The sequence below is a fragment of the Peribacillus sp. Bi96 genome, from assembly GCF_918698115.1.
GTDB lineage: Bacteria > Bacillota > Bacilli > Bacillales > DSM-1321 > Peribacillus.
The window spans coordinates 1-12,305 of record NZ_CAKKLV010000036.1; the positions used below are offsets into that span (position 1 = coordinate 1).

General features: G+C 38.8%; 16 protein-coding genes, 2 pseudogenes and 1 riboswitch. Of the genes and pseudogenes, 13 read left to right on the forward strand and 5 right to left on the reverse strand.

The window, feature by feature from the left end; genetic code table 11:
- A partial coding sequence (locus LQ203_RS25340; protein ID WP_230162461.1) for a transposase occupies positions 1 to 305 on the reverse strand: 305 nt, incomplete at its 3' end.
- Between the two features lie 496 nt (positions 306 to 801).
- Between LQ203_RS25340 and LQ203_RS25345 the strand changes: the two genes are divergently transcribed.
- The 8 genes from LQ203_RS25345 (at position 802) to LQ203_RS25380 (ending at position 6,983) form a co-directional block, all read left to right on the forward strand.
- Positions 802 to 1,170 (forward strand): DUF4440 domain-containing protein, encoded by a 369-nt coding sequence (locus tag LQ203_RS25345; RefSeq protein ID WP_230162463.1) that lies wholly within the window; start codon positions 802 to 804, stop codon positions 1,168 to 1,170.
- A gap of 109 nt (positions 1,171 to 1,279) precedes the next feature.
- Positions 1,280 to 1,747, forward strand: coding sequence for a GNAT family N-acetyltransferase (locus LQ203_RS25350; protein WP_230162466.1), 468 nt, complete (start codon positions 1,280 to 1,282; stop codon positions 1,745 to 1,747).
- A 164-nt stretch (positions 1,748 to 1,911) separates the two neighbouring features.
- A riboswitch (SAM riboswitch) is annotated at positions 1,912 to 2,023 on the forward strand.
- Between the two features lie 262 nt (positions 2,024 to 2,285).
- Positions 2,286 to 3,308, forward strand: a complete 1,023-nt coding sequence (locus tag LQ203_RS25355) for a methionine ABC transporter ATP-binding protein (protein WP_230162468.1) — start codon at positions 2,286 to 2,288, stop codon at positions 3,306 to 3,308.
- A 13-nt stretch (positions 3,309 to 3,321) separates the two neighbouring features.
- Entirely contained in the window at positions 3,322 to 3,972 is a 651-nt protein-coding gene (locus tag LQ203_RS25360) for a methionine ABC transporter permease (RefSeq protein WP_230162513.1), read from the forward strand.
- 21 nt (positions 3,973 to 3,993) lie between these two features.
- Complete coding sequence (locus LQ203_RS25365; RefSeq protein ID WP_230162470.1) at positions 3,994 to 4,866, forward strand: MetQ/NlpA family ABC transporter substrate-binding protein; 873 nt, start codon at positions 3,994 to 3,996, stop codon at positions 4,864 to 4,866.
- Between the two features lie 88 nt (positions 4,867 to 4,954).
- Positions 4,955 to 6,154, forward strand: a complete 1,200-nt coding sequence (locus LQ203_RS25370) for a M20 family metallopeptidase (protein WP_230162471.1) — start codon at positions 4,955 to 4,957, stop codon at positions 6,152 to 6,154.
- Positions 6,155 to 6,424: 270 nt separating this feature from the next.
- Positions 6,425 to 6,619: a Fur-regulated basic protein FbpA gene (locus LQ203_RS25375; protein ID WP_230162473.1), complete on the forward strand. Its 195-nt coding sequence runs from the start codon at positions 6,425 to 6,427 to the stop codon at positions 6,617 to 6,619.
- Positions 6,620 to 6,782: 163 nt separating this feature from the next.
- On the forward strand, positions 6,783 to 6,983 hold the full coding sequence (locus LQ203_RS25380; protein ID WP_230162475.1) for a Fur-regulated basic protein FbpA: 201 nt from the start codon (positions 6,783 to 6,785) through the stop codon (positions 6,981 to 6,983).
- A 30-nt stretch (positions 6,984 to 7,013) separates the two neighbouring features.
- Here LQ203_RS25380 and LQ203_RS25385 read toward each other — a convergent pair.
- The 3 genes and pseudogenes from LQ203_RS25385 to LQ203_RS25395 form a co-directional block, all read right to left on the reverse strand.
- Positions 7,014 to 7,607 (reverse strand): annotated as a pseudogene (locus LQ203_RS25385) (dienelactone hydrolase family protein).
- 316 nt (positions 7,608 to 7,923) lie between these two features.
- On the reverse strand, positions 7,924 to 8,094 hold the full coding sequence (locus LQ203_RS27595; protein ID WP_290370651.1) for a YjcZ family sporulation protein: 171 nt from the start codon (positions 8,092 to 8,094) through the stop codon (positions 7,924 to 7,926).
- A gap of 173 nt (positions 8,095 to 8,267) precedes the next feature.
- Complete coding sequence (locus LQ203_RS25395) at positions 8,268 to 8,606, reverse strand: VOC family protein (RefSeq protein WP_230162515.1); 339 nt, start codon at positions 8,604 to 8,606, stop codon at positions 8,268 to 8,270.
- Positions 8,607 to 8,756: 150 nt separating this feature from the next.
- On the opposite strand from LQ203_RS25395, the gene LQ203_RS25400 reads away from it, so the two are divergent.
- The 3 genes from LQ203_RS25400 to LQ203_RS25410 all read left to right on the forward strand — a co-directional run bounded on the left by LQ203_RS25400 (position 8,757) and on the right by LQ203_RS25410 (position 10,356).
- Positions 8,757 to 9,371 carry an undecaprenyl-diphosphatase gene (locus LQ203_RS25400; protein WP_230162477.1) on the forward strand — a complete coding sequence of 205 codons (615 nt, stop codon included), beginning with the start codon at positions 8,757 to 8,759 and terminating at the stop codon, positions 9,369 to 9,371.
- 109 nt (positions 9,372 to 9,480) lie between these two features.
- On the forward strand, positions 9,481 to 9,906 hold the full coding sequence (gene fabZ / locus LQ203_RS25405; protein ID WP_230162479.1) for a 3-hydroxyacyl-ACP dehydratase FabZ: 426 nt from the start codon (positions 9,481 to 9,483) through the stop codon (positions 9,904 to 9,906).
- 27 nt (positions 9,907 to 9,933) lie between these two features.
- Complete coding sequence (locus tag LQ203_RS25410) at positions 9,934 to 10,356, forward strand: NUDIX domain-containing protein (protein ID WP_230162481.1); 423 nt, start codon at positions 9,934 to 9,936, stop codon at positions 10,354 to 10,356.
- Positions 10,357 to 10,426: 70 nt separating this feature from the next.
- Here LQ203_RS25410 and LQ203_RS25415 read toward each other — a convergent pair whose 3' ends face one another.
- The gene (locus tag LQ203_RS25415; RefSeq protein WP_230162483.1) at positions 10,427 to 11,008 is read right to left on the reverse strand and encodes a TIGR00730 family Rossman fold protein; all 582 of its coding nucleotides are present in this window, start codon (positions 11,006 to 11,008) and stop codon (positions 10,427 to 10,429) included.
- 97 nt (positions 11,009 to 11,105) lie between these two features.
- Between LQ203_RS25415 and LQ203_RS25420 the strand changes: the two are divergent.
- Positions 11,106 to 11,436: pseudogene (locus LQ203_RS25420) on the forward strand (MazG-like family protein).
- 266 nt (positions 11,437 to 11,702) lie between these two features.
- Complete coding sequence (locus LQ203_RS25425) at positions 11,703 to 12,278, forward strand: TetR/AcrR family transcriptional regulator (protein ID WP_230162485.1); 576 nt, start codon at positions 11,703 to 11,705, stop codon at positions 12,276 to 12,278.
- The last annotated feature ends 27 nt before the right edge of the window (positions 12,279 to 12,305 follow it).

Below are 12,305 nucleotides of genomic sequence, written 5' to 3' on the forward strand. Positions count from 1 at the left end.
TGTACAGCGGTCTCGTTGATTGATGCCCCATATTCGTTCATATATTTAAGTACCTCTAGTTTAAAGGGCAGAGTGTAATTTGTATAGGATGAAGCAAGTCCTTCCATCCCATGTTTTAGATAGCGAGCGACCCATCTTTTCAGAGGGGATAAACCTACATTTCTTTCTTGTGCAATGGATTTATAGGATTTTTTCCCTTCTAAGTACTCTAAAACTGCATGTGATTTTTCGTCTATCGTATATTTAGTCAAAAAAACTGCACCTCCAATTGTTAGATGTTGTCTAACAATTGGGGTGCAGTTCAAAATGGCAGCTCCTTTTTTTTATGGGATTCAATGAAGGGCCAGGAATAGGGTGTAGGTCGAATTATTCCGATATAGGAAGAAGTTAATGGGTTTGGGACCAAATATTCCACATTACTGGCAGTCAAAAAGGAATTACCGCCAGTAATGTGGAATAATCGTAAGAAACTCTAGCATTTGCCTTCGTGAGATTTTTCTTAACACTTTGAAATCCTTCGTGAGTCCAGTTTCTTAGAAATATGGAAACAAAGTAGGCCGGTTGAAAATATTAATAAGAAAATAGGTATGGCAAAAAAGGTTGAAAACGAAAAGATGATAAAAATGATGCTGACCGCAAATATTAACCAACTAATAATCAGCAAAGAGCTGGATAAAAAATCTTTGACAGCATGAAACATGATTTTCACCTCCGTATGAAAGTCTTTGTATAAATTATACACAATTTTCCAATTAAGTTGAAAAGCAGTCAAATTTCAAGGGAAGAAGGAGGACAAGATGAATGGAAAGTGATTCTTCGTTGTTAAAAGTGCATTTGTATCAGCTGGAGGAGAAATTATTAAAATCTGAAATCCGTACATCTTCAGAAGAACTTTCACTATTGTTGAAAGATGATTTCTTTGAGTTCGGCAGTTCGGGTAACATATGGTCCAAAAGCGACTTTATGGGGCAAGAGGGAGCCGGAGCGGTGAAAATGACATTAAGTCAATTTGATATGCATCAATTGTCTGATGATACCATGTTAACTACGTACCGGATTTTTGATGAAGATAAAGTGGAACATACCTTAAGAAGTTCAATCTGGAAATGTACGAATGGCAGTTGGCAAATGTTTTTTAATCAAGGCACAAAAACGGAAGGACCCAATTAAGGTGATTGAATCAGCCTTATCAATAGGAGTCCGAATATAGGGTTCATCACAAAAAGTGTTATTTACCTATTGAATTACTATTTCACTAAAATGATAGAGGTGAATGAAGTTGATCTTTCGTACCATTGATATCGACAAAGATAAGGATATCATCGTTACATTCAGGAAGGATTCCTTTGTTGTAAGTTTTGGATCGGAAGAAGGCTTTGGGGATGCACATACTTATCTAATTCGAATGAAAGAAAGGGTCCGCAAATTTCCGGATGGACAAGTGATCATTGAAAAGGACCAAAAACCAATTGGGCAAATGGAACTTCAAATTCGGGAGTACGAAGGGACTGAGATTGGCTATGTGAATCTATTTTATCTTATTCCCGAATACCGCAATAAAGGCCTTGGCAAGGAATTGGTTCGCTATGCAGAAAACTTTTTCAGGCAATTTACTGTATCGGAATATCATTTAAGGGTTTCTCCGGATAATCAGAGGGCGATTCGATTATATACGAAATCTGGAATGGTAAAGATAAGGGATGAAAATGAAAAGTATCCTGTATGGAGAATGAGCAAATTATTATAGAAAATACGAAGCAAGCAGTGAAACAATTTAAAAAAAATTATATTTATATAATAATTTGATATTTAAATAACTATACTATGAAAATAGTTAGAACGATAAAAATTAGGGTTGACTTAAGTGAAAATTGAATATATAGTGAAGGACATAATTAAATATAACGTTAATTCTTATCGAGAGATGTGGAGGGACTTGGCCCTATGATACCTCGGCAGCGGGTTTTTACTATTGTAAAAATACTGTGCTAATTCCAACGGACGAAAGTTTGAAAGATAAGAAGGAGCTTTTCTTAGATAATTAAATTAAGAGTTTACTCTTTTTTATTTCTAAAGGAGGCCTCTTCTGTCTGATGACGGAAGAGGCCTCTTTTGTTTATTCACAATGAATATGGTTGTCATTTGGGAAAATGGTGCATGAACTCGTGAGTTTGGCTTTCAAAGCACGGGATCATCAAACGAATGTAACCCTATCATTTTGAAACTTTGCAAAGCTCTTCTCTGATAATGAATTTGTAGAAATTAACAACTTGGGGGGAGATAGGATGATTGAGTTTCAAAATGTTAAAAAGGTTTATCAAACAAAGAAACAGACCGTTGAAGCTTTGAAAGGAATCAATTTGACAGTAGAAAAGGGAGATATATTCGGTGTAGTCGGTTATAGCGGAGCCGGAAAAAGTACGTTGATTCGGTTAGTCAATCTGCTTGAACATCCATCAGATGGCCGTGTAATCGTTGGGGAGAAGGATTTAACTTCATTGAACCCTAAGGATTTACGGGCAGAAAAGAAAAAAATCGGGATGATCTTTCAGCATTTCAACTTACTTAACTCAAAGACCGTTTTTGATAATATCGCCATGCCGCTGGTTTTGTCGGGAACGCCCAGTAAAGAAATCAAAGAGCGGGTAGGCGAGTTGCTGGAGTTCGTTGGCTTATCAAGCAAAGCAAGGAGTTATCCGGAACAATTATCCGGAGGTCAAAAGCAACGGATCGGGATCGCGAGAGCATTGGCTACAAACCCATCGATCCTATTATGTGATGAAGCTACGTCGGCATTGGATCCACAAACCACTAGTGCTGTTCTGCAGCTCTTAAAGAAGATTAATAAAGAATACAATATTACCATTCTGTTAATCACTCATGAAATGTCTGTAATCAGGGAAATTTGCAATAAGGTTGCGGTCATGGAAGGCGGATGCGTGGTTGAGCAAGGTTCGGTTTTCGAAGTTTTTGCGAAGCCGCAAACGGATATTGCAAAAAACTTCGTGAGAACGGTCATACATGACGAGATACCACAAAGTTTCCTGAAAAGCATAGGGACCCATATCCCGATTATTTGGAAAATTAACTTTATTGGGACTACTTCAGGAACCCCTTTACTTTCAACCATCTCGAAGAAATATGATGTTCATTTAAGTGTATTATCAGCCAATATTTCTGAAATTCAGGAAACGCCCTTTGGGAATTTGATCATCGAAGTGACAGGGAACAAAAATGAGGTGGACAAGGCTTATCAATATATTAAAGATGAGGGGATTCTCGTCCAGGAGGTGCAGATAAATGGGTAATACGCTTTGGGGAATGGAAATAACAGCCGAGCAGCTGTCGACAGCTTTCGGTGACACACTTTATATGGTAGCCATCTCATTGGTATTTTCCGGATTGATCGGGCTTCCGCTCGGTATCCTGCTTGTCATTACGAGGAACGGTCACATCCTGGAGAATAAATGGATCTTTAATGTATTGAACCCGATCATCAATATATTACGGTCGGTTCCTTTCATCATCTTGCTTGTCGCACTGATTCCTTTTACTAGAATGATTGTGGGCAGTGCAATCGGAACGAATGCAGCAATTGTTCCACTGATCTTTTATGCAGCTCCTTATATTGCCCGGCTTGTGGAAAACTCCCTGTTGGAAGTGGACAAAGGGATCATCGAGGCAGCTCAGGCAATGGGGGCAACGACATGGCAAATCATATATCGCTTTTTGATACCTGAGGGACTTAGTTCATTGATCCTTACATTTACAACCGCGACGATTGGCCTTGTTGGATCTACAGCCATGGCAGGTGCCGTCGGTGCAGGCGGGGTGGGAGATTTGGCCTTGGCTTACGGTTATCAAAGGTTCGATACGATGACGATGGTCGTCACAGTAGCGGCGCTCGTGATCATCGTTCAATTACTGCAATCCACCGGGAATTTCGTTTCAAAAAAAATCAGAAGAAGATAAAAATTAGAGGAGGCAGGAAAAATGAAGAAAATCTTATTAACAATTATCGTATTAGCATTGGCCGTCGTGGCTGCAGCATGTGGGAGCAAAGAAGGTGCAGCAGGCGGTTCAGATGATGTAAAAACAGTAAAAGTGGGTGTCAGCAGCGGGGATACGAGAACGTGGGAATACATTGTCGACTTAGCGAAAAAGAAAGGCCTGAATATCGAACTGGTCACTTTTAACGATTATATCCAACCGAACCTTGCGTTAAGTGAAGGCGAAATTGATGCGAATTCATTCCAAACAGTTGCCTACTTCGATGAATTTGTTCAAGATCAAAATTTGAAATTAGAACCCATCGGGTCGACTGTCATTGCGCCAATGGGTCTTTATTCGAAAAAGCATAAAAGCCTTAAAAGTCTACCGGATGGAGCTACCATTGCCGTTCCGAATGAAGCTACAAACTTTGGCCGTGCATTACTCCTTCTTCAAGAAGCTGGCTTGATTACATTGAAAGAGGAATTCAATGGGTCGGGATCATTGGAAATCATTAAAGATAATCCGAAAAAATTGAAAATCAAACCTGTTGCTGCCGGCAATACGCCGCGTCTATTGGATGATGCCGATGCCTCTGCGATTAATAACAACTTTGCCGTTGAAGCAGGACTTACTTTAAAAGATGCATTATTCCATGAAAGTAAAACGGCAAAACCATATATTAATATCATTGCTGTTAAAAAGGGAGATACCGATCGTCCTGAGCTGCAAAAATTAGTAGAACTTTACCAATCGAAAGAAGTGGAAGCGTTCATTGAAAAAACGTTTGACGGAAACACGATTCCTGCATATGTATCTGTAGATGAATTAGTGAATTACCAAGATGCCTGGACAAAACCGGCTAGTGAAAAATGATGATTGAAACAAAGTGAAGAATTGCCGGATAGATTCAAGATACCTATCCGGCTTTTTATACCCAATAAATAAAAAGGGAGATAAGGATATGGGAATTGAACTAGTGAAGTCGCATCAGCAAATCATTGCAGATCACATCGATAAGCATTCCAAATTATATGTTGAAACGAGTCAAGCCATCCATGCCAAACCCGAAATTGGCAATCAAGAGTTCTTCGCTTCGGATACGTTAACCAAATTACTTCTAGATGCAGGATTTGAAGTGACCCGCAATATAGCTGGGCATGAAACAGGATTCATCGCCAAAAAAACTTCTTTAAAGAATGGCCCCACAATTGCCTTTTTAGCCGAGTATGATGCATTGCCTGGTTTAGGTCATGCTTGCGGTCATAATATCATTGGCACAACGAGTGTAGCAGCAGGAATTTCCTTGGCTCAAGTGCTGGAGGAGACAGGCGGAGAAGTGATTGTTTTCGGAACGCCTGCTGAAGAGGGCGGGCCGAATGGTAGTGCAAAAGGCAGCTTTGTGAAGCATGGTCTTTTTGATGAGGTGGATGCAGCCATCATTATCCATCCTGCTGGGAAAACGGGTGTAACAAGTCCGTTTTTGGCTGTCGATCCACTTGATTTTTATTTTTATGGAAAATCAGCACATGCAGCTGCAGCTCCTGAACAAGGCGTGAATGCTCTTGACGGAGTGATTCAGCTGTTCAATGGCATTAATGCTTTGCGACAGCAGCTCCCATCCGAGGTCAAAATCCATGGAATAATCACCAATGGCGGGGAAGCGCCTAACATCATTCCTGAATATGCTTCAGCGAGGTTCTACATCAGGGCAACAACATGGAAACTTTGCGAAGAGGTATCTCGAAAAATACGTGATGTAGCAAAAGGGGCGGCACTTGCCACAGGAAGTACGGTTGAAGTCGAACGTTTCCAAAATGAAGTACTCGATTTTGTGATCAATCCAGTCCTTGACGACCTGTTAAAAGAACAACTGACGCAATTAGGGGAAGAGGTGGCTCCTAGAAAAGAGGATGGTTTTGGTTCGACAGATGCAGGAAATGTAAGCCATGTGGTACCGACAGCCCATCCATATATAAAAATTGGACCAGACGAGTTGATTGCCCATACGAATGAATTCCGTGATTGCGCGAAATCCCCAAGAGGAGACAAAGCCATCCTTACTGGAGCAAAAGCTCTTGCACTAACAGGTTATCGTTTGATTTCAGATAAAGACCTGTTGGATAAAGTTAAAACGGCATTTCATGAAGCGAAGCCAAAGTAATGATAAAAAAAGCTACCCAAGAAAGAATCAAGCCAAGTAAATTTAGAAAAATAAAAATTTATTGTTGACTATGGGGCACAGAGTTTGTAAAATAAGAAACAATAATACTGAGTAGTTCGATAAGAATTATAGGTTAATTGACCGGATAACCGGAGACTTTTCTTTCATGTAAAGAGATGTCTCCGGTTTTTTTTGGTAAAAGGGCAAGCAGGAAGATCCCGACCGAATGATTCCACCGTAGTTGTTCAGATAATAAAGGAGGTTTTTATTATGGGGATATTATTACGTAAAGCTATTGAGAAGAAAAGGAACTTTCTAATCAACAAGTTGATTAACGAGGGAATTTATAAAAAGAATGACACCCATTTATTTGAATTAACCTTAACCGACTTAGAGGAAGAATATATGAAAATAAAAAAGAATGATTCCTTGCCTTCTGATGAGCCCTGTTTGAATATCTATTAATTCATATATTTCAGACAGGAAGTGGTACGTTGAACTGTTGGAACAGGTATTCTTCAAAAAAAACAATAGATGTAGCAACCATTCGTACCCGCCCCGCGTCTTGCCTCAACCTGATTTATTTATGCTTCTAACACCATCAAATAACAAAAAAGGAGAGGGTGAAATGAGAAAGGGTGTGGAAGAAAAACGGAAGGAATTAATCTATAAACTCATGATCTATCATGTAAATAAAAGTGAGGAACAGCTGTTGAAGCTTTCTTTAACAGAATTGGCAATAGAGTACAAAAAGATTCAAACAGACAGTCATCCCCATAGTGATGCGGGTTCGATACATTGGATCAATACAAAATGTAAAATTGAATGAAAGAACAGGTGGCTTAGTGTCACCTAGGTTCTACTGCTTCGTAAAAAAATTCATCATGGTGCTAAATGCCCTTTGAGCGGATTCAACTTTATATTTTAAGGTGTAAGGGTCACTGAATCCGTGTTTTCCGTTGAATTTATGTAAGTCGAAATTCTTTACTTTTAACATTGAAATCAATTCATCCACATTAAAGGATTGTTCTTCTTCCGGAAAGAATAGCAGTGTAGGGCATTGTGGCTCCAATTCCACATAATTCCTAATGCGAGAGCCTTAGTATCCAACTATTCCATCGACACTTTCTTCCTCACTGCACAGCCAAGCTACAGTTGCCCCTAAGCTGAATCCAATGATAAATATTTTTTGGTATTCATCTTTAACATCCGATATAATATTTTTTATTTTTTGTAAAGCGCCTGAGAAACCTACGTTCTTCATGAAATAATGATAAGCCTCTTCCTCTTGGGAATAAGCAAAAGGTGTCTCCTGTGCTAATAAATGCGGACAAATGACATCGAAATTCTGCTTTGATAATAATTCACAAAACCCTTGTATATGTTGGTTAATTCCATAAATTTCATGAATGACAATGATTACAGTATGTGACCCTTTCTGTATGTGCAGCATGTTGTACCCCCTTGTACGGATACTCCCATTATACTAAATTAATTACCGGTTCCAGTTAGCGCTGCCTTAGGTCATAAGAAAAAAACTAAAATAATTTTCGGTTCCTCCTTTTTATGAACGGTCGAACTTTATTAAAATTCGCAGGAAAGCAGGATGTTGGAGAATTGCCCGAATTGTTATGTTGGGTAAGTTGAATGGCCTTAATTTTTATGATAAAGGTGGAAGAATATGTACCGACAATATAAGCTTTTTATCTTGGAGGTGGGAATCAAAAGTAAAGAACCGACCAATTAAGGTCGGTCTTTTTCATTCTATATTAGCAGTATCCTCCATATCCTTGACCGCCGCCGTACCCGCCGCCGTACCCGCCACCGGCACAACTACAACCGACAATGATTAAGAGTATAAACAATACGACTATAAAGGCGAAACCTCCGCCAAAACCAAAACCACTTTCACAACCTGACATATCGAAACATCTCCTCATTAGTTTTTAAGAAGGAATTAAATGGGTTATATAATTTTATGCTCTAATCAGGAAAATGACACAAATAGTCTCCAACTTTTTCATAAGATCAAATTTTTGAGGTGCACTTTTTAGAAATCGCTTCCCCTTTTTTGCATAAAGAAAAAAGCTGTCGTTAAGACAGCTCCGATAGTTTAACACAGTATTTCAACGCTAAATCCTCCGGGCGCTTCTACGTAAAAAGTATATCTGTGCAGGTGTTGTGGAGGCTTAACCATGAATCCATCATCTTTCAATCGTTGATTGATTCTGTTAACTTGTTCTTCATTTTCTTGAATGAATCCAACATGAAAAGTCTGGGGGTATTGTACATTTCGTCCTTTCATTAGTGTCAATACGGAACCATCGTCATCTAACATTGCGGCGAACCCGTCCCCGCGACTTCCTGTACAGGTCAGTCCAAAATATGTTTCTAAAAACTCACGTGATGCAGTAACATCATTAACTGTTAAATTTAAATGATTGATTTTCATTTGTTTCACCCTCTCTTTTTTTATCATACAATTTCTCATTAACCAGGTGACAATATTGTAAGGTGGCAGCTTAAACTGTTAGGAAGAACGATGGCGATTTTACTCCCTTTCTCTTTAATATATAAGAAAAAGCGGAAAGTTGGGTAGATAATGGATTTTTTTGAACTGAACATTACTGTATTTAGAATGATAAATGACTTAGGGAAACAATACACTTATTTAAACCCTTCTGCCATTTTCATTGCCGAGTACATGGTATTTTTCTTAGCTTTAGCTGTCATCGTAATATGGTTCACTCGAAATGAACAGAGTAGAATGATGGTTGTTTGTGGGATGATTACGTTTGTAATAGCTGAAATGATGGGGAAAGTGGCAGGGAGATTGCATTCGAACAATCAGCCATTTGCTGAATTGACCAATGTTCATAAGTTAATTGAAAAAGCAGTGGATAATTCATTTCCAAGCGACCATACCATTTTGATTTTCTCGTTTTGTGTATCCTTTTGGCTTTTCAAAAGAGGATGGTGGTTGTTATGGATCATGCTGGCTTTCCTTGTTGGCATTTCCCGTATTTGGGTAGGTGTCCACTTTCCGGCGGATGTACTGACAGGAGCTATACTGAGTACCATTTCAGGCTTGGTGGTTTACCTTGTCGTTCCTAAAATAAACTTGATTCATAAATTATTAGGAGGTTACGCGAGATATGAACAAATGGTTCTATCCCCGTTAACTAAATCGAAGGGAAAAAAATCAAAGGATTTGTAAGCGAAATCAAAAAACAGGGCCGCATTGTGGTAAATACAAAAATATCCATATGATGATACTGATGGTAAAATAAAGTAAAAGCAATCCATTGCAATGGGGGGACTTACTATTGATTGATATTCAAGAAATCAAAGACAATATCAGGCATCGCTATCCATTTCTTTTAGTTGATAGAGTTCTGGAATTGGAAGAAGGAAATAGAGCGGTGGCCATTAAAAATGTAACAGCAAATGAAGAGTTTTTTACTGGTCACTTTCCAAATTACCCAGTGATGCCAGGTGTATTGATCCTGGAGGCATTAGCACAAGTTAGTGCTGTTGTTATGCTTACAAAAGAACAAAATAAAGGGCGGATCGGACTTTTGGCTGGGATCGATAGATGTCGTTTTAAAAGGCAAGTAAGACCAGGGGACCAATTACGTTTAGAAGTGGAGATTACTCGCTTGAAAGGCCCTATCGGTAAAGGAAAAGGATGGGCTACTGTCGATGGAGATACTGTATGCGAGACAGAGCTTATATTTGCTTTTGGTGGTTGATCAATAGGTTGCAAAAACGGGGGAATGATGGTGAAGCCGATAAAAAAAGCCTACGGATATGTGACACGAATCAATAATGGAGAAACACAGGTATTGGTTTTTCAACACCCCATTAGTGAAGCGGGTATACAGATACCCAAGGGAACAGTCGAGCCTCAAGAAGATGCATATCAAGCGGTGATAAGGGAAATGAAAGAAGAAACAGGTCTTGAAAATTTTCATGTGGAGAAGTTAATTGCAGAAGATTGTTGGAAGAACGATGATGGTGTCATACATAATAGATTTTTTTATAAGATAAGTGCATCGAATGTTCCTGATGAATGGGACTATCAGCCAACAGGTGGAGGAGATGAAGAGGAGCTGACATTCCATTTCTTCTGGATTTCCTCTGAACATGAAGGTCAACTTATTAAAGGGCATGGAGATTATTTAAATCTGATTTTTAATTAACCCTTCAGTGCCAAGCAGTTATCACAACCGGCCAAGGTCATTATTGATCTTGGCCGGTTGTTTTTTATTATCAGGTTTGTTTTTCGGTAATGAAAGTTTTTACGGTTGGCGGTTCATATGTATTGAATTGATCAAGAAGTCCACTTGGTTCAACATCTACCATCGCCATGGAACGGAATTTTTCATGCAGGAACTGTTCATCGGACATATGATTGAATAAAGCGACCAAAGGATCATAATAATGATTGATATTTAAGAGTCCGCAAGGTTTTTGATGAAGACCAAGCTGTGCCCAAGTGAAAATTTCAAAGAATTCTTCTAATGTTCCTGGTCCACCTGGCAACGCCATAAACCCATCTGCAAGCTCTGCCATTTTTGCTTTTCTGTCATGCATGGATTCAACGACAATCAGTTCGGTCAGGCTTTTATGTGCTATTTCTTTTTTTTCTAGAAAATCTGGCATGACTCCAATTACTTTTCCGCCTGCTTCTAAAACGGAATCTGCAACCGCACCCATGATTCCTACACTTGAGCCCCCATAAACAAGGGTAATATTACGTTTTGCCAGTTCCACACCCAGTTTTTTAGCCTCTTCTAAATAGATAGTAGATGCACCGTTGCTTGATCCACAAAATACAGCTAGACTTTTCAAAATATCACATCTCCCATTTAGTAATCTTCCTTTCCTATCATACAAAATTCAAGGAGATTTGTTAAACCTGAATTATCTAAATGAAAGGTGGATGAATATGAACGTCACTGAATTTCAACAATGGGTAAAAGATTATTATGAAGCACGAGGATGGTCAGAATTGGACATTTTCATTCGCATCTGCTTTTTTGGCAGAAGAAACTGGCGAGGTGGCACGAGCCATTCGCTCCCTTGAAATTGGCAGGGATAGACCTGATGAGGTTATTGGTTCTTATGAAGAAAACAAACAGGAGTTAACCGAAGAATTGGGAGATGTGATAGGAAGCTTGATTGTGATTGAGAACAAGTACAATATCCCATTGGAAGTAGTGTTCAACGCCCATAAAAAGAAACATCTGAACGCTATTATCATGCATAAGTTCCTTTGATTTAATTGATGAACATGAAAATCATCCTGCTTTAAACTTGAAGAGCTGTGACTATCAGCTCTTTTTTTTATGGGCAAATGATAGTTTGTAGTACCCATTTAATTCCTTAAAAAGAAATACTTTCAGTCTTTTATCCCCCTCCGTTAACAAAGAATTCACAAAATATGGGTAGTATGCGTGATTGAGATGGGATTTTATTGGGTATACACTTACACTAAAAGGAATGAACATTCATTCCGCAACTTGTAAAAAAGGGGTGAATCATTATGATCACTGCAATAAATAAACGAGACAGTATAGTATCCAGCGCTTTAGTGCTATTCGCAGAACGGGGATATGATGCGACAACGATCCCGATGATTGCTACATCGGCAGGAGTTGGAGCGGGTACCATTTATCGCTATTTTGAGAATAAGGAAGTGCTGGGCAACAAGATTTTTCAAGAGTACTTGGATATTTTCACTGAAACGGTCAAGAATGGATTTCCTCATGAAGATTCAATTAGAAATCAATTTCACCATATTTTTAAATCAATGGTTCACTTTACAACCGAGCAGGACCAAGCTCTTTATTTTATTAAAATACATAGTGGAGCCCATTTTTTAAATGAAGATAGTCATGCTAGCTTTCAAGGGCTATTGGATATATTTAAAAATTTCTTTGATGAAGGAAAAGAGAAAAAAGAAATTAAGGATATTCCTTCTTCAGCTTTGATTGCCATCATTTACGGAGCATTTCTTGAGCTTGAGCGACTTGTTCGCATCGGGGAGTTAGAACCTGAACCAAAACTTTTGGAAGATGTGGAAGAAAGCTTTTGGGATGCAGTCCGATTGCACGCTTGAGACATTTTTAATTATAAACGGAATGAA